This is a genomic window from Halobacterium noricense (genome assembly GCF_021233435.1).
GTDB lineage: Archaea > Halobacteriota > Halobacteria > Halobacteriales > Halobacteriaceae > Halobacterium > Halobacterium noricense.
The window spans coordinates 1,600,629-1,626,091 of sequence record NZ_CP089468.1 but is presented as its reverse complement, the minus strand read 5'-3'; the positions used below and the strand labels follow the sequence as shown (position 1 = coordinate 1,626,091).

Here is a 25,463-nt window from a genome sequence, read left to right as displayed (position 1 = left end):
TTTGTGGCTTATGCTACGGAACTAGACCGAGACGGTCGTTGAGACCTGCGATAGCATTCCCACCAGCTTGCTGGGGAGTGGAGGTACTCCAGAGCATCATTCCGACCAGTTTGATTTTCCCGTCTTCCACGATGTAGGACGGACCTCCAGAGTCGCCACCATTCATCGAAGCTTCCATCCAGAATGTCCAGTTACTCTTGTCCGCCGCGTAGACCGAACCGGAGGTTTCGCCAGTTCGTGCTCCTTGCTTGGTGATGTCTGTCGTCTTACCGTCAGTGCTGAGCCATTGCCAATCTTTGAAGTATGACACGTAGTTGTCCGTCTTCGAGCCATCCTGGTTGGCCATCTTGTTGATGTAGCCAGGATCGACTGATTGCGGTTCAACGAAGCCAGCTTCGAAATTGTCTTCGTAGACGCAAGCGCTTCGCTTTGTTGAACCAATCCCATCCGAGTAGGGCTGATAGACTCGGGTACTGTACTCTGGATTTTCTTGGGTACCGCCATCAGCTAACACGTGCGATGCGGTGATGTGGAACCGCGCACTGGAATCTGGCTCCCAGAAACTGTGGCAGAGTGTCCCGTGTGAGCCGTTCGTGTTTGGTGTGGTGATGTGGCAGCCACCTGGAACAGGCCGATATTCACTGTCGTACTTCCAGTCGATATCGGCTGTAGATGGAGTTGTGGCTGGCTTCTTTTCGATAGTATCCACGATGACGTCGAAAGACCGGGAGATGGTCTTTCCTTCGTCTTCGATACGGCCCTCTGCTTTCTTTGGGACGTTGCTCTTGATGGATTCAATCTCAGCTTGCTTACTGCTGATTGCTTCGGTCTGGGGGAGCGTCTTGGCTGCGTTGTAATCGACCGAGATTGTCGGATCGATGAGTTCTTGACGAGAGTTTTCTGTTTTGACCGAAACAGTCGCCCGTTGATCGAGTCCGTTCTGAGCGAGAGTTTGACGAACTTGAGCAGCGGCTGCTTCAGCTGCCATCATTTCTTGCCAGTAACCACGGTCGACAGTTCCCGTGATTGGCTCTATCGTGGGCTGGCTATTCATCCCGTTCGGGTACGTGACTTTGTACTCTTCGATGTATTGCTTCTTTTTTGAGCTGCCGGATTCTTGTTGGCCTGTGACGGAACCAGTAACCGCCCCGAATGTGGCCGCTGAAAGACCGATTCCGCTGATACCTTTCAGGACTCGACGCCGACTGACATGTCTGGGTGAATCAGACATACGAATCACTGATGGTGTTAGTACCTTCACATTAAGGTGTGAGGATTTGTTCAGAGATTGATTTTAATTCAGACGGTGAGTCTATCAACAAGACTTTCAAGCCCATGTTGCGTAATTCTCGAAATACCGTTGATACCGATAATGGACTTGTTATCGGCTCCTACGGCACACTTCTAATTCGTTACGAACCCCTCGCCACTATGTGCTACGGTATTTCGTTCGTCGTGAGTCGGCTCACCATTCTCGCCGTCTTCTACCACGACATTCAACGCCACACGCTAGGTGAGTAATCGGCCAGTCGCGTCCACTCATTTACCTGTACTTAGCGACTGTTCCAGCTCTCACTCTGAATAAAGAAACCGTATTCGCAACTACTGATAAAGAAGCCGTATTGGGAACTACTGCTACACCAGCATTTTGGACGGTGATGGGGCTGCGTTTGAGAGGTTACGGTGACTCGACGATTGCGCGGATTTCAGTTGCTCGGTAGACCTTCCCGCGTTCTTTTCCCGTGATCTCATCGATGACCCCATCATTATGGTGTGAAGTATGCTGTTCTTGTCGGGCATACGACGCACGCGACGAATCTCTCGGATTCAACGTCTTGTGTCGGAGAGGACCGGGATGTCGGGCGAAAAGCAGCTGACCATGCTTGGTTCCACAAGAATAACGAATACGATATTGCGATCTGAACAGTTCGTTTAAGGCTATTTCAGCCAGTGTCTGAAACGATTCGATCTACTGTATTGGATATCGGCTAAATCTGAGCCTGGGATTGCTGATCCTGATGCACCAACTCAAGCAGGGGTAGTAACGTTTGATAATACTTTTAAATTCCATACAGATGATGCTTCGGACTGGTATCCAGAAGGATACGGCTACGCACAAATGGTCGTTCGTAAACAGAATACTTCAACTCAGGGAATCGTTTCTGGACTGTTCACACACTTGGAGTGTCGGAAATGTTTCGAAATGGAATATTCTCGAAAGTGTGAGTGTTTCTATTCCGGGAACTGGAGTCTCAGTCGATCTTCCTTCTGGTTTTAATGGGTGGGAACTTCCGGGTGATGACGCCAGGGACCAAGATCTCTAACAGCTAATTTCACCACCAATAACATTTTGTCTGAATAGACAGAACCAGTAATTAGCTACGATGAACTATAGTTCAGCCACTATCGAAAGTACGGTTGGCCTCCTAATACTAGCTATTACAGTGTATACGACACTCAAGACGTTGCTACTTAAGCCATCGCCAAACACAATAACTATCCAACAACGGGGACGCTGGAGCCATATTCGCATTACTTCTGTTTATTGCTGGTTCATCGCTCCTAGTTCATCGTCTGTTCCGTGGAATTGAACAGGCCGTTTCGGATTCATCTCCGTCCTGAAGGCGGATCTCTCTCCTTGATTTCCGTAAATATAGAGTGTACACTGCCTACAGCAAAACGGTTAACTGACAGTCAGTAAATGTGGGCGGCGAATGGACGGTCAAGCCCGCCAAGACAGGATGCCGAATGGTTACGAATCTGCTCAGGCAGGGGATGTGGTTGTCTCTTCTTCGATTACTAATGCCTGTATTTCCAGTCCCTCTTGGGGCCGAATGGGCAACCGCCACGACCTCGGGTGCCTCCCGTAATGAGACTGTTGCGTCATACTCGTAATAGCGTGTACACGACGCACACTCGTTGTCATTCAGTAGAATGACCTCGACAATAACTCGGTCGGATTCTTGGCTGTAGGCGTACGTAATATCGAGCGGCCCATACGCTGTTGTCCCCTGTAAGTGATCGCTGTTTCCAATCCCCTGAGTGTAGAAGGAGGGGAACCTACTCGGTTCCAACCACATCCTGCTACAAAACGTCCGAGAACCCGAGATTTACCGATTTAATCTTGAGTGACGGGTATCGACCGATTCTTATCAAGCGCTTAATTCGGTCGGGATCTATGGGAAGTATCGTCTAATTGGTGGTTTGTAGAAATTTAAACGCGGAATCTGTGAAGCGCTGTAGTAACAACTCTATATCCTAGAATACGGTTTATAGATACGATTTAGCTTTTTGCAGGCGCTAAGCCCCACCCTCAACGAGCACCGGGTAGGCCCGAGCGCGGTAGGTCGGGGTAGTTCACGACGTATCAGTCGTATCGTGCGCACGCACGAGTTCCCCGCACCTGCCGATTTCGAAGAGTACGATGCCGAATTCGGTGATTTCAGCGCAGCTGGATGTTCTCGGGAACTGAATTGCCGTGTTCGCTGACTGTTGAAGGAGGCGTCTGGTCGTTGACTTACGGCCTTACGAGGGTCAACCGCCGGTTTCTTCGAGGGCTTCGACTACCCTTACGCCAGCGTCTAGATACTGACGGTCGATCTCACCTACGGTATGCAGTAGCGAAATCGTAGGGTCGAACACTCGTGGGTCGACGGCACTGTTTTGAATTATCAAGTAGTCTCCGGGGACGTTGAACAGCTCCTAGTGTGCTTGCGGAAGCTTAGGCTGGGCGGAAGTGATTGGCTTATCTGGCCTTTGGGTGTGATAGAAAAATATGTCTCACTGGCTCAAAAGTGGTCGGTGAGACGGGCAGTCTGTCAGCCTGCCTTCGAAGTCGGGGGCGCTGAACGAGTCCCTTCCGACTTCCCGACTGTGGTCTCCGAGGAAGCCCCGCGTTAGAATTACAAGTCGGAGGTTTTCAGCCGTGGAGCGCGAAACTCGTGATTCCACCGACAAGCCACCCGTTTACGGGTGGCGCTGACTTGTCTCGTTTTCGAGTATCGGTCTCAGCTATCGGGTTTGACGCTGCTTTTCGAACGCAATCTCGCTGTTTCGACGGGAGATAAACCATATTCCACGATATAAAATACGCTTCCGGTTGGGATTCAGTGGTCATCGGTGAATGCCGACATCAGGCCCTAGCCCTACACGTCGTGCCGAGCAGCCGTGTGTGCTCTCTTTGCCTCCGATTCTCTTTTTGTGAGGTTCGCCGTTCAAGCAGGCAGTGTTCAGATAAGCAGACGAACCTAGCGGAGACGACGTTGCGTTTTGAAGGCCCTCAGCGGTCTCGACTGTCGGGAGACTCGCAGTGCTCGTCTCCCGTGGTCTCGCTCGTTGCACTCACGACACTCCCGCGGCTCGCTGTCGCCGACGGGCATACCCGCCGGCTGCCTGAGGGAGCTTGCTCTCTCTCTGTCGCCGAAAGAGCGCACAGCGCTTCCGACTGATGCACGAGGCGTGGTTACCGCAATCGGTCTCGCCTCGCCACGCATCAACGACCCCTATCGGAGGTAGGATTCGTGCGCGGACGTTATCGACGAAATTCGAGCGAAGGTAGCTAAGTCGCCTCAGGTGCCTATTTCAACTAAGCTAGTTGGCGTAGGTAGTTCACCTTGCTTAGCTTCCTAGTTTACCTATTCTGCTGTTCTATGCTGTATTATGCGGAATTACCGCCTGGTTCAGCGAAGTCACCACATCTACAATAGGTATCTGTAGTTGGGGTGCCTTAGCTACCTATTGTAGCTAAGTTAGGTGGTGTAGCTTGTGCACCTTGCTTAGCTACCTCGTCTACCTATTCCCGTTGATTTATGCCGGATGACGCGGAATCACTACCTGATTCAGCGTAGGCACCACATCCACAATAGGTGCCTATTCCTGACGAGGTAAATAATGCAAACGGAACCACGCGCTGTCAGTGTCGGCATCCTGAAGGGTGGATTCGCGAAAACGACCACCGCGCTCAACCTCGCACGCGAACTCGCGCACCGCAACGAGCGCGCGCTCGTCGTCGACCTCGACGACAACGGACACATGACGCTCAACCTCGGATTCGAGGACAGGTACAACAGCACCGACGACGACGGCAGCAACCACGCCGAGGCCGTCCTACTCGAAGGCGAGGACCCCCGCGAGTACGTCGTCAACGTCGCGGAGGGCCTGGACCTCTTCCCCGCACACGAGGACTTGGAGAGCGTGCAGTCCGCACTCAAGGAGGCGACGATGGGGACGACGCGGCTGAAACGAGACCTCGTCGACCCGCTGCTCGGCGAGGAGTACGACTACGTCGTCATCGATTGTCCCGCCAACCGCGGGAAGCTCAACGACAACGCGATGTACGCCACCGGCAACCTCATCATCCCGCTGCGGCCGGAGAACGGCTACGAGACCGGGCTGACAAACACGCTCGACCGGCTCGTCCAGGAAGCCCGCGAGTACTTCGAGTTGAACATCCTCGCGGTCGTTCCCTCCGACCTCCGCAAGCGCATCGACCAGTCCACCCGGGACCGCAAACTCCTCCGCGAGATTACGACCCGAGACGCCATCGACCACCTCGTCCCGAACTTCGCGTATCTCTCCGAGGGGGACTGGGCAGCCATCGACGCCGGCGACTACAACGGCGACCTCCCGGGCATCCGGTATCGTGCGGCCATCGACGACGCCCACCAGGAGGGCGTGCCGCTGCGCGACTACGACCCCGAATGCGACCAACTCGGAGCGTACGACGAACTCGCGGCCATCGTCGAGCGTGGGGAGGTGACCCGCTGATGGGCTTCGACGACCTCGAAGCCGCCGAACAGGACCGGACCGGTCACGACGAACCGGTGAGCGAGCGCGGAGACGACCTAGAAGTGTCCGAGACGGACGCCGACCAGACGGCGGACTCCGCGACCGACACCGTGACTGACTCGGACACGGAGCAGGACGCAACGTCCGAGGCCACGACTAGCGAGGGGCCGGCGTTCGAGTACGGCGACGTCAAGCAGGCACCGATGTACGCACGGTCGGAGGCGTGGACGGCCCTCGAAGACACCCTCGACTTGGACGTCGTGCGCACGTTGCGCGAGGCAGGCGTCCGCAACGAGGAGAAGCGCGAACTCCACGACGCCGTGCTCCGGGTGGCCGCCGACCATCCCGACGAAATCGCCGAGGCCGTCCAGGAAGCGCGCCGCGAGGACTGAATCTGCCAGAACACACAAGCCACGGCCGTCGGTAGCGAACGTATGGCGTCCCTGCCGGCGGAGTGGCACGAGGTAGAGAACCCCGACTACATCACCGAGAAGTACCGCGCGACGAACCCGACGCTGTTCGTGCGGGAGAACCACGACGTCGGCGTGCACGTGCTCCCGGTGTCGACGTCGTCGCCCCACGACGCCGAGCAGTATCGGGCCGGCGCGATTCGCGGGAACCGCGACGAGTTCGACCGCGAGGAGCCAATCGAGACGTTCGACGAGCAGGAGCCAGCGTTCGAGCGTGCGCTGGAATTCGCAAACCGCTACGAGACCGCCTACGACGACCTCGATGACGAGGGGGCGGCGATGGAAGCTGCCGTCGAAGCCGTACAGTAGTCGCTCGTCCATTTTCGCAGTCACAGTTCGATACTTCGCAATCCCGTGGCGTGCCCCTTCACAAAACCATATGTCGCTCACTGAATAATATTGAAGCTAACATGGACGTACTCCTCCTCGGTGCGAGCGGTCGAATCGGCCAGCGAATCGCGAACGAACTCCTCGACCGCGGGCACGTGGTCACCGGCATCTCCCGGAGCGGGCAGGTCGACGGCATCGACGACCCTGACTTCGAGGCGGTCGCCGGCGACGCGACCAACCACATCGACATCGCGGACCTCGCGGAGGGCCACGACGCAGTCGCGTCCGCCCTCGGTCCCAGCGAGGGCGAGAACCCCGAGGTGCTCGTCGAGATGGCGGAAGCCGTCGTCGAAGGAATGCGGGAGGCGGGCGTCGACCGCCTCGTCTGGACGGGCGGTGCGGGCGGCCTCCACGTCGCCCCCGACACCCGCCTCATCGAGACCGAGGAATTCCCCGAGGAGTGGGAGCCAGTGGCTCGTGCGGCCATCGAGGCCTACGAGGTTTTCGAGGCTGTCGACGATCTCGACTGGACGTACGTCGCGCCCGCGGCGCTCATCGAACCCGGCGAACGCACCGGCGAGTACCGGACCGCCAAGGGCGAACTCGTCGCCGACGAGGACGGCGAGAGCTACATCTCCATGGAGGATTTCGCGGTGGCGTTCGTCGACGAACTCGAATCCCGCGAGGCGATGCACACCTACCTCGGCACCGGCTACTGACGACGGCAGAAATCGACCGCTATCGAGGTGTCGGCCGGCCGGCTCAGAGCCCGGCGTACGGGCCTTCCTTGGCTTCGGTGAGTCGGTCGACCTGCTCGTCGGAGAGATTGATGGCCGCGGCCGCGAGATTCTCCTCCAGTTGGTCGACGGTGCGCGCGCCGACGATAGGTGCAGTGACACCGTCGCGATGAGTCAGCCACGCGAGCGAGACCTGCGCGGGCGACGCGTCGACTTCGTCGGCAACCTCGTCGAGCACGTCGTGGACTGCGAAGTTCTCCTCGGTGAGGTAGTTCTCCTCGAATCGCGAGGATTCACTGGCCCGTGATTCCCCGGTGAGTCCGTCCTCGCGGTCGTACTTCCCGGTGAGGAAGCCCTGGCCGAGCGGGCTCCACGGGCAGACTGCTAGCCCCTCGCTGCGGGCCATCTCCAGGTAGTCTCCCTCGATTTCGCGGTCGACGAGGTTGTACCGCGGCTGGAGCACCGTGAACGGCTCCCAGCCCTCGCTGCGCGCGAGTTCGTTCGCCTGCGCGACTTTCCACGCGTTCGGGCGCAGCGTCGACGCGCCGATGTAGTGGACCTTCCCGGCCTCGACGAGACCGTTCAGCGTCCGCATCAGTTCCCGCGTCGGCGTCTGGTCGTCCCAGCGGTGGATGTACAGCACGTCGATGTAGTCCGTGTCGAGGCGGTCGAGGATGGCGTCCACGCGGTCACGAATGTTCTTTCGGTTGTTCCCGCGGCTGTTCGGGTCACCTTCTCGAATCTGCCAGTAAATCTTGGAGGCGATGGTGTAGCGCTCGCGGTCGCGGTCGGCGAGCCAGTCGCCGATCCACTCCTCGCTCTTCCCGCCGCCGTAGACGTCCGCCGTGTCGATGTAGCGCCCGCCCGCGTCGGCGTACGCGTCCAGCAGTTTCTTCGCGCGCTTCTCGCCGATTTCGACGTTCCCCTCCTCAGTTTCCTTGCCGAATCGCCACGTCCCGAACTGCAACTCGCTGGTCTGGAGGCCGGTGTCGCCGAACTGCACGAACCCGAGCCCGTCGTCGGAGTCACTCATATTCGTTCGGCGATACGTCCACCGGCCGAAAAAGCGTGCGGCAAGCGGCAAGCCCGCTCGTCGCCTAGAACTCCGTGACGAGTTCGATACCGCTGGTTTCGTACTCGGTCATCGCCGCCAACCGGTCAGAGACAGCTTCGAGGGAAACCCGCTCGGTGACGAGTTTGCCGGGATGGAGCCGTCCCGAGGCAATCATCCGCAGGAGTTCGTCGTACCGCGAGGGCGGCATTCCGCGCGACCCGAGCACGGAGACGTCCCAGCGCGTGATCTCGTCGACGGGGAGCGAAACTTCGCCCTTCTCGGCTTCGGTCGTCAACCCGACCTGGACGTGCGTGCCGCGCGTGCGGAGGCAGTCGACGCTGTTCCGGCAGGTCTCCGCACGCCCGAGCGCGTCCATCGAGACGTGCGCGCCGCCGTCGGTCAACTCCGCGATGCGCTTGGGCACCGACTCGACGCGGTCCGAGCGCACGGTCTCTACAGCGCCGACCTGTTCGGCGAGCGCGAGCGGTTCCTCCCGCACGTCGACGGCGACCACGCCGGCTCCGAGTGCAGTCGCAATCTGGATCCCAGCGAGTCCGAGGCCGCCGCAGCCGTGGACGGCCACCCAGTCGCCGCCCGCGACATCCGCACGGTGGGCGAGCGCGTGGAACGCCGTGGCGTACCGGCAGCCCAACGCCGCCACCGCCTCCATCGGCACGTCTTCGGGGACGGCGGTGGCGTTGAAGTCCGCGTGTGGTACGTGGACGCGCTCGGCGAACGCGCCCTGTGCGTCGTGTTCGAACCCGAGCGCGTAGCCGTCCTCGCAGACGTTCCCGTGGCCGCGCCGGCACTGCGGACACGCTCCCTCACCGAGGTTGAAGGGAACCGCGACGCGGTCGCCGACGGCGATGCTGTCCACGTCGTCGCCGACTTCGACGACCGTGCCCGCGGGTTCGTGGCCGAGAATCTGCCCGCGGTCGACCTGGTCGTCGGCCCACTCGCCGTGCCCCTTCCAGGCGTGCCAGTCACTCCGACAGATACCACACGCGTCGACTGAGACGACGACCCCGTGGGGGTCCAAATCGGGGTCCGGCACCTCCTCGACCACCAACGGCTCCCCGTACTCCTGTAGGACTGCTGCGCGCATACGTTTCGTACGCGGCGTCCAGACCTTAACAGTAGTCGTCGCCGCGATTCAGCTCGGGTAGTACCCGACGCCCGAGGCGGCGTGTACGTGCGATGTCTTAATGGTTGGAAGCGACTCCCGGAACCGGGTTTCTCGGTACGTTTCAGTCCGTCGTTTACCACTTGGTCAACGGACGTATCCGTCCCACGGCCCCAGTAACGGTATGACGACGAACCCTCCGCACGGTTCCGCTGATAGTGTACGCCGAACACCGACACGGGTGAGCGCCTGATGGCGCTCGCACTCGACACGGCCCTCCTAATCGTCGGCCGCATCCTCTTCGGTGGCGTCCTCGCGTTCACCGGCTTCGGTCACTTCACGCAGACCGAACAGATGGCCAGCTACGCCGAGTACAAGGGCCTCCCCGCGCCGAAGCTCTCGGTCCTCACCTCCGGCGCACTCCTCGTCCTCGGCGGCTTGGGCGTCATCGTCGGCATCTTCCCGGTCGTCGCCGCAATCGCGCTCGCGGCGTTCCTCGTCGTCTCGGCGGTCGTCATGCACGACTTCTGGGCGGTCCCCGAGGACCAGCGACAGGACGAAGTGAACAGTTTCCTGAAGAACGTCTCCCTCGCGGGCGGGTCGCTCGTCGTCGCAGCGGTCGCCAGCGGCGGCTGGACGCTCAGCATCGGCGTCGGACTCTTCTAAGGGCTCCACTTGGCCGCTCGTTCCGCGGGAGGCCGTAGTCTTATCCCCCCGTGTATCGTGGCCACGCAGTATGCGAGCAGTCCGCTTACAGGAACACGGCGACCCGGATGTCATGCACGTCGAGGACGTCGACCGACCATCTCCCGACGCAGGGGAACTCCGCATCGAGGTGGCAGCTGCGGGGGTCAACCCCGTGGACACGTACTACCGTGAGGGGTCGTACGAGCCGGTCGGACTCCCGTTCACGCCGGGCGTCGACTACGCCGGCACCGTCGCCGAGGTCGGTGAGGGCGTCGACGCGTTCGAAGTCGGCGACCGCGTCTACGGCACGGGTATCGGGAACAGCGCACATCAGGGCGCGTACGCGGAGTACGCGACCGTCCCGACGGACCGCACTGTCGCGCTGCCGGACGGCGCGGACATCGTCGAAGCGGGCGCGGCGGGTGTCGCGGCTGTCACGGCGTGGCGCGCGCTCGTCGACCACGCTGCTCTCGACCCCGCCGAGTACGCGCTCGTCCACGGCGGCTCCGGTGGTGTCGGGCACGCTGCCGTCCAGATTGCGGACGCGGTGAGCGCGCGCGTGCTCACGACGGCGCGACCGGAGTACCACGACGACGTCAGTGCGCTCGGTGCCGACACTGTCCTCGACTACACGCGCCACGACCTCGAAGACGCCGTCGTGTCGGCCTCCGAGGGCGGCGTCGACGTCGTCCTCGACCACCGCCTCGACGACTACCTCCAGTTCGACGCGGACGTCGCCGCGCACGACGCTCGCGTCATCGGCATCGGCGAGAACAGTCCCGACCCCGGGTTCACGAACGACACCGCGGCCCGCAAGAAGGACGTCACCTACCAGTTCATGAGCATGTTCAACACGCCGGACCTGCGCGTGCCGTTGCGCGGCGTCGCGCACCTCATGGCGACCGACGAACTCTCCATCGAGCTCGCGGAGACGTACGACCTCGACGAGGCCGCCGACGCCCACCGCGACATGCTCACCGAGAGCTACCTCGGGAAGCTCGTCGTCACGCCCTGACCGCGAGAACGAAACCAGTACCTCAGCGGCTGAGGCTACGCTACCCCAGCCACTCTCTCGATTCAACGGTCTACCCAGACTGAGGTAGTCACGAGTGACCCGATACGGGTGTCCTCGCTACGGCTCGACGGCTGTCAGTTTGGCATGATGGAGGTAGAAGGAGTAGCCGGCGAGACAGATGAGGCCGGTCAACAGAGCGTAGATTCCGAGGAGGCCGCTTCGTGTAAGTCCGATGGCGAGGACTTCGATTCCGGTCGGTGGCCAGACGACGTAGGCCACGTAGATACTGCCGAGATATCCGAGTGCAGCCAGAACCAGGATGATGAGCTGAGGGACACTCGACCAGTCAATTCCCCACCGAACGACAGTTCGATCGGTGCCAGCGATGCCGTACCGGTGCTCCCACTCGAATAGCGGGTACTCGTCCGTGTGCGCGTGTTCGATTCGACTCAGGTGTCGAGTGATGAAGTAGAGGTTGTTGAGGTACTGTGCGGTTTGGATGGCGACGAATCCGACGACGATTGGAATGACCGCGAGAAAGACGAATTCGCCGGAGAGGAGCGCGTAGGCGATGATGACGCCGATGACTGAAAGCCCACTTAGAAGCCGCTGTTGGTGTTGTGCAGTCCGGGACTGCGTTTCGTCGCGGAGGGTGCGGTAAAGCAGTAGCTGCGGGTTACTCTCCTCTGATGTCTCGTTGGCTGCATCTCGCGGGGAGTCGGTGACGAGATCGTCCCCGCTGATCGGATCTTCGCTCATTCCATGGTAAGAAATAACATCCAACGATGTTAATTGTGGCCTTCAGTCGGGGGTCCTCCGACGAAGCGACGATGTGAAACCGCTACTGAAAGAATTTTGTCGATACGTGGACTGTTATGCCGATTCGACCGCGTCGATGATTGCTTCGTAGTCGGGTTCGTTGGTGGGGTCGTCTGCGACCCACGAGTACACCACATCGCCCTCGTCATCAAGCACGAACACCGCGCGGTTGGCGATGCCGTAGAGTCCGAGGTCGGGGATGTCCATTTCGAGGTCGTACGCGCGAATCGCGTCGCCGGCCATGTCGCTAACGAGGTCGAACTCGATGCCGTGCTCCTCGCGGAACGCGCCCTGCGAGAACGGCGAGTCCGCGCTCACGCCGAAGACGGTCGCGCCCGCGTCCTCGAAGTCGTCGAGGCGGTCCTGCAGCGCGACCATCTCGTTCGTGCACGGCGGCGTGAACGCGCCCGGGAAGAACGCCAACACGACCGGGCCGTCACCGAGCTGGTCTTCGAGCGCGAAGTCCTCGTGATCGCTCGTTCCGAACGTCGCTTCGAACTGCGGTGCGGAGTCGCCAGTAGATACCATGTCACTCGATACGTCGCCCTCACACAATAAGTTAGGTTCGAACACTGCCGGGCAGGCGCTCACGATGGTAGGGGCCCCACTATTCAATAGTTGACTTAGGTAAAATAGGTGCCTATTGTAGTCGCCGGGTAGTCGTCGATTCCGTCACCTGCCTCGTTGGCCGCCCTCCGAACCGGCGGCGTGTCAGTATCTGCCGAGGGTGAGAAATCCTTTTGTCGTGATGCCGTGGAAGGTATCTATGAGCAATCGCGAGAAGATACTCCCGTTGTTGCGCGAGAACGCGCGCTACTCTACCGAAGACCTGGCCCGGCAGACCGGCCTCGACGTCGAGGAGGTCGAAGCGACCATCCGGGAGTTAGAGAGCGACGGCGTCGTGCGCGGCTATCGCGCCATCGTCGACCGGAACCAAATCGAGCCCGAGCGCGTGCGTGCGTCCGTCGAGTTGAACGTCACGCTCGACCGCGAGACGGGCTACGACGACATCGCCGAGCGCCTCGCGAAGTTCCCCGAAGTGGAGGGATTGCGGTTGGTCAGTGGTGATTACGACTTCGCGATGGACGTCGAGGGCGACTCGATGAGCGAGGTGTCGAATTTCATCAGCGAGCAGGTCGCGCCCGTCCCCGAGATCACGCAGACGGTCACCCACTACATCATGGAGACGTACAAGGAGGGTGGCGTGGAATTCGAGGACGGCGACGACGACGACCGGCTCTCAGTCTCGCCATGAGCTTCGAGGAGTCCGAACGCCTCGAAACCGTCCCGCCCAGCGGCATCCGGCGGTACTTCGAACTCGCCGAGGAACAGGACGACATCATCTCGCTGGGCGTCGGCGAACCCGACTTCGCGCCGCCGTGGGCGGCCCGCGACGCCGCCATCACGTCGCTGGAGCGCGGGCAGACCTCGTACACGCCGAACCGCGGGCTGCGCGAACTCCGCGAGGAAATCGTCGAGCACGTCGACGACAACTACGACCTCGACTACGACGCCGACGAGGAGGTGCTGGTCACCGCCGGCGCGAGCGAAGCCGTCGACCTCGCGTTCCGTGCGTTCCACGACCCCGGCGACACGGTCGCGGTCGCGCAGCCGTCGTATCTCTCCTACGTGCCGGCGGCCCGGCTTGCAGGCGCTGACGTCCTCGACGTACCGACGCGCCGCGAGGACGAATTCAAGCTCACGCGCGACGTGCTCGAAGCGTCGGGTGCCGCCGACGCGGACACGCTGGTGCTGTGCTACCCGAACAATCCAACCGGCGCAACGATGACCCGTGAGGAACTCGAACCGGTTGCCGAATTCGTTCGCGAGCACGACCTGCGCGTGTTCGCCGACGAAATCTACGCCGCGCTGTCCTACGAGCACGACCACACGTCCATCGCGACGCTGCCCGGGATGCGCGAGCGCACGGTCGTGTTCAACGGCTTCTCGAAGGCGTACGCGATGACTGGGCTGCGGCTGGGCTACGCGCTCGCGCCGCCGGAAGCCATCGAGTCGATGAACCGCATCCACCAGTACACGATGCTGTCCGCGCCCACGACCGCCCAGCACGCCGCCATCGAGGCGCTGCGCAACTGCGAGGACGAGGTCGTGGAGATGCGCGAGCAGTACGACCGCCGCCGCAACTTCGTGCTCTCGCGCTTCGAGGAGATGGGCATCGACTGCTTCTCCGCGTCGGGCGCGTTCTACGTCTTCCCCGAGTGCCCGTGGGACGACAGCGGCGAGTTCGCCGAAGCGCTCATCGAGGAACAGGGCGTCGCGGTCGTCCCGGGCGACGTCTTCGGCACGGGCGGCGAAGGGCATCTGCGCGTCACGTACGCGACGGGACTGGGCGACCTCAAGGAAGCGCTCGCGCGCATCGAAGAATTCATCGATTAATCGGGACGCGGGCCGCGTGCCGCGCTACTCGGATTCCGAGTCGGCGACGCCGACGACTTGCTTGCCGACGTTGTCCCCGGAGAACAGGCCGAGGAACGCGTCGGGCGCGTTTTCGAGGCCGTCGACGACGGTCTCCCGGTGGGCGATGTCGCCAGACGCGACCCACTCGCCGAGTTGCTCGCTGGCCTCACCGAATCGCGTGGCGTAGTCCCCGACGAGCAGCCCCTGCACCTTCGCGCGGGGCGCGATGAGCTGTGGGAGCTTCCGCGGGCCGGTCGGCACGTCCTCGTCGTTGTAGTGGGCAATCTGCCCGCAGACGGCGACGCGTGCGTCGAGGTTCAGCTTCGTGAACACGGCGTCGGTAATCGGGCCGCCGACGTTGTCGAAGTAGACGTCCACACCTCCGGGTGCGGCGTCGTCGAGCGCACCGCGGTAGTCGTCGACGTCCTTGTAGTTGATTGCGGCGTCGAAGCCGAGGTCGTCGGTGAGCCACGCGACCTTCTCGTCGGTCCCCGCGAACCCGACGACGCGACAGCCGTTGAGCTTCGCGATTTGACCGACGACGGAGCCGACCGCGCCCGCCGCTCCGGAGACGACGACCGTGTCGCCGGGCTTGGGCTCGCCGACTTCCAGCAGTCCGAAGTAGGCAGTCCGGCCGGGCATCCCGAGGACGCCCAGATACGCCGGCAGATCCGCAACCGAGGGGTCGACGGGGGCGACGCTGTCGGCGTCGAGGACGCTGTAGTCCGCCCACGTCCCGTTGCCCGTTACGAGGTCGCCGGTCTCGTACGCGTCGCTCTCGCTCTCGACGACTTCGCCGACGACAGCGCCCTCCATCGGGTCGCCGACGATCCACGGCTCGGCGTACGATTCGGCGTCACGCATCCGGCCTCGCATGTAGGGGTCCACGGAGAGGTAGTGGACGCGCACGAGCAGTTCGCCGTGCTTCGGATTCGGCACGTCGCGCTCGCGGAGTTCGAAGCTGTCCATGTCCGGCTCGCCCTCGGGGCGTTCGGCGAACACCCACTCGCGGTTCGAATCACGCATACCCCGTCTTCTCGCTCGCCCCGGAGGATGGTTGCGCTTCCAGCAGGGCGTTCCGGTGCAGCGATTCGCTCCGGGCTCGTCGCACGCAGGGCACACGAATTCACCGCCTCCGCCGTCACGGAGTCTCCGTCGGTCACAGGTCGCCGCAACCACCAGCCGTAAGCCGTCGGGTGGTGTCGGTGCGAGCATGCCCGACGTCACGGAGCGGGTGCGGGGCGTCGAACGCTCGCGCATCCGCATGATGTTCGACCGCGCGGAGCAACACGACGGCGACCTCGTCCGACTGGAAGTTGGCGAGCCGGACTTCGACACGCCCGAGCACATCGTCGAAGCGGCCGCCGAGGCAGCCCGGCGCGGCGAGACGCACTACACGCCGAACGCGGGGACGCTGAAACTCCGTGAGGCCGTCGCGGAGAGATTCGAGCGCGAGCGCGGCGTGAGCTTCGACCCCGAGTCCGAAATCATGGCGACGGTCGGCGGGATGGAGGCGCTGCACCTGGCGCTGCTCGCGACCGCGGAGGACGGCGAGGAGGTCGTCATCCCGTCGCCAGTCTACCCGAATTACGAGGCGCAGGCGAAGCTGGCGGATGCGACGCCGGTCAACGTCCCGCTCGACGAGGAAGCGGGATATGCGCTCGACGTGGACGTCGTCCGCGACGCCATCACCGAGGACACCGCGGCGGTCGTGCTGAATTCGCCGGCGAACCCGACCAGCCAGGTGTTCGACCGCGACGCTGCGCTGGCGGTCGTCGAGGCTGCCGCCGAACACGACGCGTGGGTCGTCTCCGACGAAGTCTACATGGGACTGACGTACGACGGCCCGACGTGCAGTCTCGCTGCCGACGCGGAGACGGACAACGTGCTCGTCGTCGACTCCGTCTCCAAGCAGTACGCGATGACCGGGTGGCGCGTCGGCTGGCTCGCTGGCCCCGAAGGCCTGATTTCGGAGACGACGAAGATTCACGAGGCGACGACCGCTTCGCCGTCCAGCGTCGGGCAGGCGGCAGCCAGGGAAGCGCTCACCGGCAACCAAGAACCGATCGAGGAGATGTACGACGCGTTCCTCGAACGCCGCAACTACGTCGCCGACCGCATCGCCGACATCGACGGCGTCACCGCGCCTACGCCCGACGGCGCGTTCTACGCGTTCATCGACGTCTCCGAGCTCGGCGACGACTTCGAAATCGCCAAAGAGCTCTGTGACGACTACGGCGTCGTCCTCACGCCCGGCAGCGGCTTCGGCCCGGGTGGCGCGGGCAAGCTCCGGCTCTCGTTCGCCAACAGCCTCGAGAACCTCGAAGAAGGCCTGGACCGCTTCGAGACGTTCGTCGCCGACAATCGGTAGTCCGCTCGGCGCCGCTCAACACCGAATTGCGTTCGGTGTCCGCTCCGCAACGAACGCCCGTAGCGACGACACATCGGTGATCGACGCGAGCCAGTCGAGTTCGCTCTCTGCGTCTCCCAACCGTTGTGCACCGTACCGACGGAGTTCCTGCTCGTCGATGTCGAGGGGGATAAGCGAATACCGTTCCGGACGAGTTGAGGACGTGCTGGACGTAGCGTGCGGCGCTGTATCCACGGCCAAAGTCCGCGAACTGCTCGTGGTGGGAGCCGTCTGCGTCCGCGAGCGTCGCGCCGACGACCGCCACGTCCTCGCTGCGGTCGGTTAGGAGGTCGGTCCGCAGGCGGCAGTATCCACGGAGCAATTCGACGGCCGTCGCTGCGGGCAGGACTGCATCCGAGTCGGGTGTGTCTGCGTCTGTGTTGTAGGAAAGCGCAGCGAGTTGCCAAACCACCGGTCGGGGTATTCCAGTACGGTCGACCGCGCCAGCGACAGGCTACTCGCGTCCGTGGACGCCAGTATCGCTCCGAGACGGCGGTCGAGTTCAGTTCGGCGTTCGGAGGGCGAGCGTTCGGTGGCACTGTCTAGTTTAGGACCTCGTCAGCTGGCGTTCGATCACCAAGCGATTGATGCGGTCTGAGGCGGTTGTAGTAATGTGCAAATAACGCAAGACACTAGCGAACGCTCCGCCGACTGCTCACCCACGAGATATGGAAACGGTCGAGCCACATTTTCAGTGTGTGAAACCATTTTTCGATGAGGTTTCGGTCGGTGTAGTCAACCCGACCGTTCAGTCCTAATCGTTTAAGGGCAGTCCGATAGCCGAACTGATCGACGAGAAACGTGGTGTCTGAGAGATCGTGTTTCTTCGCTAGTCCAGACAGGAACGCAGCCGCTGGATCAGTACCATGCCGCCCAAACAACGCGACGTCAAGAATCAACTTTGAGTCGAGATCTATTGCAGCATATAGACAAGACCACTCACCGTTAATTTTGACAGCGGTCTCGTCAACCGCGACCCGCTTCGGCTGCGCCTCAGGCGGGTCGGGAACGCTATCAGACAGCCGATGTACCCACTGCCAAACTGCTTGGTGAGAGCGTTCCACACCTAATTCAGCTAAAATTGTTGTTGTCTCCCTGAGCGAACAACCGGTCGCGTGAAGGCGGACGGCGAACGCCCTGACGGGCGTTGCTGTCCGCTCACGGTGGTGTTCAGATAAGGATTGGTCTGAACACAGCTTCAGCCGGCGAACCAGCCGATTTCCGGCGGATTGAAAGGGCGAGGCGCGCGTGGCGGCGAAGCCGCCACGTTTTGCGGCGGTCGGCTGCGCCGACCGCCCACTCGACGAACCCCGGCGTTCGGAAGACGCGACGCGTCTTCCGCAGTCGACCGAGAGACGCCATCGGCGTCTCTCGGGATGACGAGAGGACTTCGTCCTCTCGAACCACCCATCAGAACGCGCAGCGTTCTGAGGACGAAGTAAGCACGTGAGCGACCACCGGGAGCGAACGCGCGTGGTCCGAGAGACGCGGAGCGTCTCTCGTCGCAATTCGCGAGGGCGGCGAACGCTTCGCGTTCGCCTGCTCTCGAAAGAGCGCTGTGCGCTCTTTCGGCGACAGAGAGGGAGCAAGCTCCCTCAGGCAGCCGGCGGGCATAGCCCGTCGGCGACAGCGAGCCGCGGGAGTGTCGTGAGTGCAACGAACGAGACCACGGGAGACGAGCACTGCGAGTCTCCCGACGGTCGAGACCACCGAGGGCGTTCAAAACGCAACGGCATCTCTCCTACTTTCGTCTGCTTATCTGAACACTGCCAAGGCGAGGAGGGCAATCGCTTCCGCGACCTCATCGCCGAGCTCGACGTCGAGTGTTACGTCATCAACACGGGCGCTGTCGGCACCGACAACCCCGCCGCCGTCGGCGTCGAGGAAACCGTCGCCATCCTCGAAGGCGTCGCCCGCGACAGCATCGACTGGCAACACGACGACGAACTCGGCCTCACTGTGCCCAGCAACGTGCCGGGCATCGACGCCGAGCAGTTCAGCGTCCCCGATCGCGTCGACGACTTCGACGCCGCGCTCCGCGAAGAACGCCTGACCTACCTCGATCAGTTCGACGACCTCGACGACGACATCGTCGACGCCACCTACTGATATCCGCGACATTCCAATTTTGGCTTGGACAGTGGGGTACGCCGAAGACGTGGAAGCAGTCCGCGGCCTCGTGCTGGGTTCTGCGACCTGCAGCGCAGCGAGAGCATCTTGCGGTAGAGGGAACTATTTTAGCTACGCAAGCAGCGAACGTACATAATGAGAGGTCGGAACGATACCGGCCCCGACGTGTTGCTTCTAACGTCAAGCATCTGGTTTCTCGCAAAGTTTCTACGCTACGCGTTCCCACCGCTGTTCCCCCAGTTTCAGGTTCTCTACGGCGTCTCGAATAGCGTGCTCGGTGGTGCGTTCACTGCTATGATGTTAGTGTACGCGCTGTTGCAGTTCCCCGCTGGTGTCGTTGCTGACCGTTTTGGGACAGCACGCGTCGTTACGTCCGGTGTCATCGTCACGGGAGTCGCATCACTGACACTAGCGATGCCGGTCCCGCTAGCCGTACTCATCGGCGGCATGATGCTCATGGGCTTCGGTACGGGTGTCCACAAGACTGTTGCAGTTGATTTGCTCTCGACACTCTACCCGGAACGCCGCGGCCGCGCACTGGGCGTCCACGATACATTCGGCGCTTTTGGCGGCGTCGTCGCCCCCGCCGTCGTCGTTGCAGTTATGAGCGGATCCGGATGGCGCACACTCTTCTTTGGTAGCGGCGTTGTTGCGGTCGTTCTCGCGAGTGTATTCTGGATGCGAACGCCCGACGTTGTCTCGACTGGGCAGACGACAGTAGGTGACAATCCATCCCTCGACGACTATCGCGGCCTCCTCGGTGACTATCGATTTGACGCATTCCTCCTCGTCACGGTTGGGTTCTCCTTCGCATATAACGGCCTTACTGCGTTCCTTCCCCTATACCTCACTAGTGCTGCGGGCCTCAGTAGTGCTACCGCGAGCCTGCTGTACAGCGTGCTGTTCGCAGTAAGTCTCGTCCAGCTAATCACCGGCGAGTTGAGCGATCGGTTCAGCCTGCTCGCAGTCGTCGTCGGCACGCTTGCGCTCGCGACAATCGGCTTGTTCGGCTTGCTCGTCGGTAGCTCACCGTTCGTGCTCGGCGCCGCTGTCGTCGTGATCGGGCTCGGGAGCCATGGATTCCGTCCCATCCGCGGCATCCATCTCGTCAACTTGATTCCAGACTCACTGGCGGGTGGTGGGCTCGGCGTCGCACGGACAGTTCTGATGGGAGCAGGTGCTGTCGCCCCCGCAGTCGTCGGGTACGTCTCCGAGTATGCAGACTTTCGGGCGGCGTTCGGTCTCCTTGTAGCTGCCAACACTGTTGCTACCCTCATCGCGGTCTGGTTACTCGTCACAGATCCCGGCGGAAATCACTGAGATTCAGTTCCGTTTTTACGGAGTTTGTATCATTCCTACCGAACTTAGTCGTCGCGGAACCTCCAGGTTCCTCTAGAAAATGTGCGAAAATACCCGGGCCAATACACAATCCGGGAAATAGTGACCCTTATCACAGCGAAATTCGTCGTTTGTTCGCATGGAATCGTCTGTCCAACGGACGTCCGGACCGACCGAACAGCTCTGTGAGTTTGTCGCGGATACCGAGTACGACGACATCCCAGATGACGTTGTCGCACACGCGAAGCTGATGATTCGCGACGCCATCGGCGTCTCGCTCGCTGCGACGGAGACCGAGCCCTTCGAACGCGCACGAGCGGCGAAGGTCAGGGAACCTGAATCAGAACACGGCGTTGCTCGAGTACCCGGAACATCGATCGAAGGAACGCTCGGCGACGTTGGACTGCTTGACGGCATCCTTGCACACGCCCTCGACTTTGATGACGTTCATCCAGATATGGGAGGACATCCATCATCACCGGTACTCAGCGCGTTACTGCCGACTGCAGAATACCTGAACGCGTCCGGAAAGGAGTTTCTCCGAGCGTTCGTACTCGGAACTGAGGCCGAAATCTCGCTCGCAGACGTGCTCAATCCCGGCCACTACGAGCGCGGTTGGCATCCGACTGCAATCCTCGGAACGGTTGGTGCTGCGGTCGCTGTTAGCGCTCTATACGACCACGATAGCGAAACCCTCCAACAGACAGTCGGCATCGCATCATCCCAAGCAAGTGGTATCAAGGCGAACTTCGGAACGATGACGAAATCCTACCACGTCGGCCGTGCCGCATCCTCAGCGATTGAGGCGGCACGCCTCGCTGCTGAAGGATTCACGTCGAACCCTGACGCTCTCGAGGCCGAATTTGGTGGGTTCTGCGATCTATTCCGGGGAACCTCCGAGTACGAGTTCGCGGATCATTTCGAGACACTTGGCGATCCTTGGAAGATCGTCACCCCACGGGTCGGTTTCAAGCCCTATCCATGCTGTGGGAGTACACATGGGGCGATTGACGCCGCGCTCGAAGTTCGCAAAAACTTGAATGATAATGTTAGCGTCCAAGATATCGCATCTATCGAAATCGAAGAACATCCACGGCGTCTCGGCCATACGAATCGGCCAGATCCACAAACACAGCTTGACGCCAAATTCAGCGTCCAATACTGTGTCATCGCAGCCCTTCAGGATGGCGACATTTGGTTCGACGACTTCGCCATGGATGCTGTTGAGGACGACCAGCGACGGGCTTGTTTGAGCGGCGTTACTGTTCAGGAACGCGCCGGGGAGTTTGCCGAGGACGAATGGGGTGCGCGGGTAACGGTCACGCTGGGCGACGGTATCGAAGAATCTGCGAGAGTCGCTTGCCCGAAAGGTTCTGCAGAGAACCCCATGAGTAGCGCCGAACTCAAGCGCAAGTATCATCGCTGTGCGACTCGCTTGCTTTCGGCTGACCGGGCCGATGAATCAGCAGACGTGCTCGACCGTCTCGAGGAGGTCGAGGACATCACGGAACTAATTGACAGTATTGTATCAGGAAGCCCCAGCCTCAAGCGCGAGCCGTCAGGCGAGCGGTAGGGTGGGGTAGTTCACTCGAGAGCTTCGGGATTCAGCACGGTCTCTGGAACCCCACCCTCATAAACTGTCCGTACGTTTGCTGCAACCGCCTGGCTCACGTTTTCGAGGGCTTCGACCGCCACACCTGCAGTGTGTTGGGTGAAAATCGCTGTCTCACAATCGAGGAGTGGATTATCAGGATTGGGTGGCTCAGACTCGAATACGTCAATTCCTGCGCCTGCAATTGTTCCTTCTCGAAGCACAACTGCGAGCGCTTCTTCGTCGATGACACCACCACGTGCTGTGTTCACGACGACGGCGTCTTCCGGCAGGGATTCAAGCTGTTCCTTGCCGACGGCATGATGTGTCTCGTCGGTAAGTGGGGTGTGGACGCTCACGTCATCGACACACTCGAATAGCTCAGGCGTGGTCTCGACGAGCGAGACGTTCTCCGGGAGGACTTCAGGGTCCACGTATGGATCGTATGCCACGCACGACACATCGAACCCGGAAAGGAATTCGGCCACTCGCTGACCAGCGTTCCCCGCACCGAATAACCCCAGAGTGCGGTCGCTTAGCTGGTGACCGCGAAAGTCCTGCCGTCGCCAGTCGGCATTCCTGGTTGCGCGGTCTGCCCGAACGACCTTCCGCTTCGCCGCGAGCAACAACATCACTGCGTGTTCCGCAACCGATGTCGTATTCTCACCGGGAGTGTTCGACACGATGACACCGTGTTCAGTCGCAGCCTCAATGTCGATGTTGTCGACGCCTGCACCGTGTTTCGTTATCACTTTAAGACGGTCTGAAGCTGCGATCAGTTCAGCAGTCACTGGCTGCGTCCGAGTGATGATTGCATCGTACTGATTGATCTCTGCGAGGAGCGCATCTTCGTCCTCGTATTCCGCGCGGCTTTTGGAGTCCGCGATGTCGGAAAGGGAATCCGGACCGGTTGGATCGATTGTCGGCGGGAGCAACACATTCCACTGTCGTGTCATGATCAGAACCGTCTTCGGAGAGGCATATATAGGAACTCTTTCCGGCGATTCTACGTATTCCGTCACGATATCTCGCCTAGCGTGAACGACGACGATCCCGATGTCCAAATGGTAGAACACTCACCTGCACAGTCGGTGTGCATGTGAGATCTGGCCGAAGATCCACATAGCCTTTTGAACACACGGATTCTACGCTGTGTATGGACTTAGGTCTCTCCGAGAAGCGTGCATTTGTCCTAGCAGCAAGTCAGGGTCTCGGGAAGGCAGTTGCGACAGAACTCGTACGCGATGGCGCTTCCGTTATCATCGCCTCACGAAATACGGACCGACTTACAACTGCTGTCAAGGAGATTCGACAAGAGACGGGTTGTGAAGCAGACGCCATCGATTACGTCGTCTGTGATCTTGATGACGAGGACGGGATTCGAACCGCCTCACGCGAAGCAATCGATCAACTTGGCGGCCTTGATATTCTGGTCACGAATCACGGTGGACCCCAAACGTCGCGCTTTCCTGACCTTTCAATCGAAGAGTTCGATAATGGCTATCAGAGCGTCCTCCGCAGCACGATCATCGCGTGTGAAGAGTGCCTTCCAGAACTCCAAAAAGCAGAAGGGACGATCACGAATCTCGTCGCGGCATCTGCGCTCGAACCGTCCGCCAGCGGTGTCATCGGGAACGTCTTCCGCCCCGGCATATACGGCCTCTCGAAGGTCCTCGCTGAAGAATACGGAGACGATGGCATCCGAGTCAACTGTGTTGCTCCTCGTGGCGTGACGTCCAATCGTATTGAGGAGAAAATCGAAGCACTCGCCGAACGTGAAGGGATTACGGAGACACAAGCGTTGGAACGCCGGACTGACGAACTGGCACTTGACGAACTCGGACAGCCCGAGGAGTTCGCCCGAACAGCAGTGTACGTGGCATCACCCGCCGCAGACTACCTCACCGGTGCAGTAATTCCAATTGACGGCGGCTGGCATCGCCATGCTTTCTAAGCCACTTGAGCAGCGTTAGTCACCGAGCATACGCGCTTCCTCCTACCGCTAAAGGAGTGGGTTTCCGCGCTGTTACCACTGTGTCATCCTCGACGTCCTCGGTGCGAGCCGAGGGTTCGAAGACCTCGTCTTAGGCGAGAGCTTTGATGCGTTCGACGACTTCCTGGGCGTACTCGGAGGTGGAGAGCTTGACGCCGCCTTCGACCTGGCGTTCGAGGTCGTAGGTGACGCGGTGCTCGCTAATCTGGTTCTCGACGGCTTCGTGGACGAGGTCGGCGGCGTCGTCCCAGCCGATGGACTCAAGCATGAGTTTGCCGGAGAGAATCAGCGCGGTCGGGTTCGCCTTGTCCTTGCCGGCGTGCTTGGGCGCGGAGCCGTGGACGGGTTCGGCGAGCACGCGGCCGTCGCCGAAGTTCGCGCCGGGCGCGATGCCGAGGCCGCCGATCTGGGCGCCCGCGGCGTCGCTGAGGTAGTCGCCGTTGAGGTTCGGCATCGCGAGGACGTCGTAGTTGTCCGTGCGCGTCAGGAGCTGCTGGAGCATGTTGTCCGCGATGCGGTCCTTGACGACGACCGTGTCCTCGGGGGCGTCGCCGTCGTACTCCTCCCAGAGGGTGTCCTCGTCGATGGTTTCCTCGGGGAAGTCCTCGGCGGCGACCTCGTAGCCCCAGTCGCGGAACGCGCCCTCGGTGAACTTCATGATGTTGCCCTTGTGGATGAGCGTCACCGAGTCACGGTCGTTTTCGATGGCGTACTCGATGGCGCGGCGAACGAGGCGCTTCGTGCCGAACTCCGAGATGGGCTTGATGCCGATTCCAACCGGGCCGTCGTGAATCACATCATCAACACCCATCTCGTCCTCGACGAAGTCGCGGGCCGCCTCGACGTCGTCGGTGCCGGCCTCCCATTCGATGCCGGCGTAGACGTCCTCGGTGTTCTCCCGGAAGTTCACCATGTCCATCGCCTCGGGGTTCTTGACGGGGGAGGGGACGCCGTCGAGGTAGTAGGTGGGGCGGACGTTCGCGTAGAGGTCGAGTTTCTTGCGGAGCGCGACGTTGAGGCTGCGGAAGCCGGCACCGACGGGGGTCGTCAGCGGGCCCTTGATGGCGACGCGGTGGTCGCGGATGGCCTCGACGGTCTCTTCGGGGAGGTTCTCGTCGTACTCCTCGCGTGCGGATTCGCCGGCGAGGACGCGCGCCCACTCGATGTTGCGGCCGGTCGCTTCGGCGGCGGCGTCGAGTACGTTCTGTGCGGCGGGGGCGACGTCGTTCCCGATGCCGTCCCCGAAGATGATGGGGATGATCGGGGTGTCCGGAACCTGGATTTCGTCGGCGTCCTCGTCGTAGGTAATCTTCTCCCCGCTCTCGGGGATGTCGACGTTCTCGTAGCTCATAATCGTATCAACGTCACGGCGAACGCAGTAAAATAGCAGCCTTTCAGGTAAACCGTTCCGGGACTATCGGACAGTAACACGAATAGAAGCATCAACCATCGTATTTTTTCCATCTTCACTGAGAAACCAACGTTCTACGAGCGGGATTGCAGCGGGATACGGCGGCGATAAATCAAGGGATTACCGCTTGCACAGATTGAACAGAGGGGT

Annotated in this window: 22 protein-coding genes and 1 pseudogene; 14 read left to right on the top strand and 9 right to left on the bottom strand. The window is 61.0% G+C overall.

The genetic code is table 11. From position 1 onward, the window contains the following. Positions 1-13: 13 nt before the first annotated feature. Positions 14-1,231 (bottom strand): hypothetical protein, encoded by a 1,218-nt coding sequence (locus LT974_RS08550; RefSeq protein ID WP_232587255.1) that lies wholly within the window; start codon positions 1,229-1,231, stop codon positions 14-16. A gap of 3,659 nt (positions 1,232-4,890) precedes the next feature. On the opposite strand from LT974_RS08550, the gene LT974_RS08545 reads away from it, so the two are divergent. The 4 genes from LT974_RS08545 (at position 4,891) to LT974_RS08530 (ending at position 7,306) form a co-directional block, all read left to right on the top strand. Further along, entirely contained in the window at positions 4,891-5,766 is an 876-nt protein-coding gene (locus LT974_RS08545; protein ID WP_232587254.1) for a ParA family protein, read from the top strand. Next, positions 5,766-6,179, top strand: a complete 414-nt coding sequence (locus LT974_RS08540) for a hypothetical protein (RefSeq protein WP_232587253.1) — start codon at positions 5,766-5,768, stop codon at positions 6,177-6,179. The genes LT974_RS08545 and LT974_RS08540 overlap by 1 nt, the downstream gene beginning before the upstream one ends. 42 nt (positions 6,180-6,221) lie before the next feature. Then, positions 6,222-6,566 (top strand): hypothetical protein, encoded by a 345-nt coding sequence (locus LT974_RS08535; RefSeq protein ID WP_232587252.1) that lies wholly within the window; start codon positions 6,222-6,224, stop codon positions 6,564-6,566. A 101-nt stretch (positions 6,567-6,667) separates the two neighbouring features. Next, the gene (locus LT974_RS08530; protein WP_232587251.1) at positions 6,668-7,306 is read left to right on the top strand and encodes an NAD(P)-dependent oxidoreductase; all 639 of its coding nucleotides are present in this window, start codon (positions 6,668-6,670) and stop codon (positions 7,304-7,306) included. Positions 7,307-7,349: 43 nt separating this feature from the next. Here LT974_RS08530 and LT974_RS08525 read toward each other — a convergent pair whose 3' ends face one another. After that, positions 7,350-8,357 (bottom strand): aldo/keto reductase, encoded by a 1,008-nt coding sequence (locus LT974_RS08525; protein ID WP_232587250.1) that lies wholly within the window; start codon positions 8,355-8,357, stop codon positions 7,350-7,352. 64 nt (positions 8,358-8,421) lie between these two features. Further along, positions 8,422-9,483, bottom strand: coding sequence for a zinc-dependent alcohol dehydrogenase family protein (locus LT974_RS08520; RefSeq protein WP_232587249.1), 1,062 nt, complete (start codon positions 9,481-9,483; stop codon positions 8,422-8,424). A 270-nt stretch (positions 9,484-9,753) separates the two neighbouring features. Between LT974_RS08520 and LT974_RS08515 the strand changes: the two genes are divergently transcribed. Together LT974_RS08515 and LT974_RS08510 are read left to right on the top strand one after the other, a co-directional pair. After that, positions 9,754-10,167 carry a DoxX family protein gene (locus LT974_RS08515; protein ID WP_232587248.1) on the top strand — a complete coding sequence of 138 codons (414 nt, stop codon included), beginning with the start codon at positions 9,754-9,756 and terminating at the stop codon, positions 10,165-10,167. A gap of 70 nt (positions 10,168-10,237) precedes the next feature. Beyond that, on the top strand, positions 10,238-11,203 hold the full coding sequence (locus LT974_RS08510; RefSeq protein ID WP_232587247.1) for an NADPH:quinone reductase: 966 nt from the start codon (positions 10,238-10,240) through the stop codon (positions 11,201-11,203). A gap of 117 nt (positions 11,204-11,320) precedes the next feature. Here the strand turns inward: LT974_RS08510 and LT974_RS08505 are convergent, their stop codons facing one another. Then, a complete protein-coding gene (locus tag LT974_RS08505; protein WP_232587246.1) occupies positions 11,321-11,962 on the bottom strand; it encodes a hypothetical protein in 642 nt (213 codons plus the stop codon). A gap of 114 nt (positions 11,963-12,076) precedes the next feature. Beyond that, positions 12,077-12,550 (bottom strand): redoxin domain-containing protein, encoded by a 474-nt coding sequence (locus LT974_RS08500; protein ID WP_232587245.1) that lies wholly within the window; start codon positions 12,548-12,550, stop codon positions 12,077-12,079. A gap of 238 nt (positions 12,551-12,788) precedes the next feature. On the opposite strand from LT974_RS08500, the gene LT974_RS08495 reads away from it, so the two are divergent. Both LT974_RS08495 and LT974_RS08490 read left to right on the top strand, forming a co-directional pair. Beyond that, positions 12,789-13,277, top strand: a complete 489-nt coding sequence (locus LT974_RS08495; protein ID WP_232587244.1) for an Lrp/AsnC family transcriptional regulator — start codon at positions 12,789-12,791, stop codon at positions 13,275-13,277. Next, positions 13,274-14,419, top strand: coding sequence for a pyridoxal phosphate-dependent aminotransferase (locus LT974_RS08490; protein WP_232587243.1), 1,146 nt, complete (start codon positions 13,274-13,276; stop codon positions 14,417-14,419). Before LT974_RS08495 ends, LT974_RS08490 begins: the two co-directional genes overlap by 4 nt. Before the next feature lie 24 nt (positions 14,420-14,443). On the opposite strand, the gene LT974_RS08485 is transcribed toward LT974_RS08490, so the two are convergent. Further along, positions 14,444-15,466: an NADP-dependent oxidoreductase gene (locus tag LT974_RS08485; protein ID WP_232587242.1), complete on the bottom strand. Its 1,023-nt coding sequence runs from the start codon at positions 15,464-15,466 to the stop codon at positions 14,444-14,446. A gap of 187 nt (positions 15,467-15,653) precedes the next feature. Here LT974_RS08485 and LT974_RS08480 point away from each other — a divergent pair, with 187 nt between their 5' ends. Both LT974_RS08480 and LT974_RS17750 read left to right on the top strand, forming a co-directional pair. After that, complete coding sequence (locus LT974_RS08480; protein ID WP_232587241.1) at positions 15,654-16,811, top strand: aminotransferase class I/II-fold pyridoxal phosphate-dependent enzyme; 1,158 nt, start codon at positions 15,654-15,656, stop codon at positions 16,809-16,811. Between the two features lie 202 nt (positions 16,812-17,013). Beyond that, positions 17,014-17,136, top strand: coding sequence for a hypothetical protein (locus tag LT974_RS17750; protein ID WP_269785365.1), 123 nt, complete (start codon positions 17,014-17,016; stop codon positions 17,134-17,136). 256 nt (positions 17,137-17,392) lie between these two features. Here LT974_RS17750 and LT974_RS08475 read toward each other — a convergent pair. Continuing rightward, positions 17,393-18,064 (bottom strand): annotated as a pseudogene (locus tag LT974_RS08475) (IS6 family transposase). 433 nt (positions 18,065-18,497) lie between these two features. Here LT974_RS08475 and LT974_RS08470 point away from each other — a divergent pair. The 3 genes from LT974_RS08470 to LT974_RS08460 all read left to right on the top strand — a co-directional run bounded on the left by LT974_RS08470 (position 18,498) and on the right by LT974_RS08460 (position 21,891). Next, positions 18,498-18,959 carry a phosphoenolpyruvate carboxykinase (ATP) gene (locus LT974_RS08470; protein ID WP_232587240.1) on the top strand — a complete coding sequence of 154 codons (462 nt, stop codon included), beginning with the start codon at positions 18,498-18,500 and terminating at the stop codon, positions 18,957-18,959. 156 nt (positions 18,960-19,115) lie between these two features. Beyond that, the gene (locus LT974_RS08465) at positions 19,116-20,300 is read left to right on the top strand and encodes an MFS transporter (RefSeq protein ID WP_232587239.1); all 1,185 of its coding nucleotides are present in this window, start codon (positions 19,116-19,118) and stop codon (positions 20,298-20,300) included. Positions 20,301-20,457: 157 nt separating this feature from the next. Continuing rightward, on the top strand, positions 20,458-21,891 hold the full coding sequence (locus LT974_RS08460; protein ID WP_232587238.1) for an MmgE/PrpD family protein: 1,434 nt from the start codon (positions 20,458-20,460) through the stop codon (positions 21,889-21,891). Positions 21,892-21,902: 11 nt separating this feature from the next. Here the strand turns inward: LT974_RS08460 and LT974_RS08455 are convergent, their stop codons facing one another. Then, positions 21,903-22,973 carry a hydroxyacid dehydrogenase gene (locus LT974_RS08455; RefSeq protein ID WP_232587237.1) on the bottom strand — a complete coding sequence of 357 codons (1,071 nt, stop codon included), beginning with the start codon at positions 22,971-22,973 and terminating at the stop codon, positions 21,903-21,905. 92 nt (positions 22,974-23,065) lie between these two features. Between LT974_RS08455 and LT974_RS08450 the strand changes: the two genes are divergently transcribed. Next, positions 23,066-23,863 (top strand): SDR family oxidoreductase, encoded by a 798-nt coding sequence (locus LT974_RS08450; protein ID WP_232587236.1) that lies wholly within the window; start codon positions 23,066-23,068, stop codon positions 23,861-23,863. Between the two features lie 130 nt (positions 23,864-23,993). Here LT974_RS08450 and icd read toward each other — a convergent pair whose 3' ends face one another. Further along, on the bottom strand, positions 23,994-25,253 hold the full coding sequence (icd, locus tag LT974_RS08445) for an isocitrate dehydrogenase (NADP(+)) (RefSeq protein ID WP_232587235.1): 1,260 nt from the start codon (positions 25,251-25,253) through the stop codon (positions 23,994-23,996). Positions 25,254-25,463 lie beyond the last annotated feature (210 nt).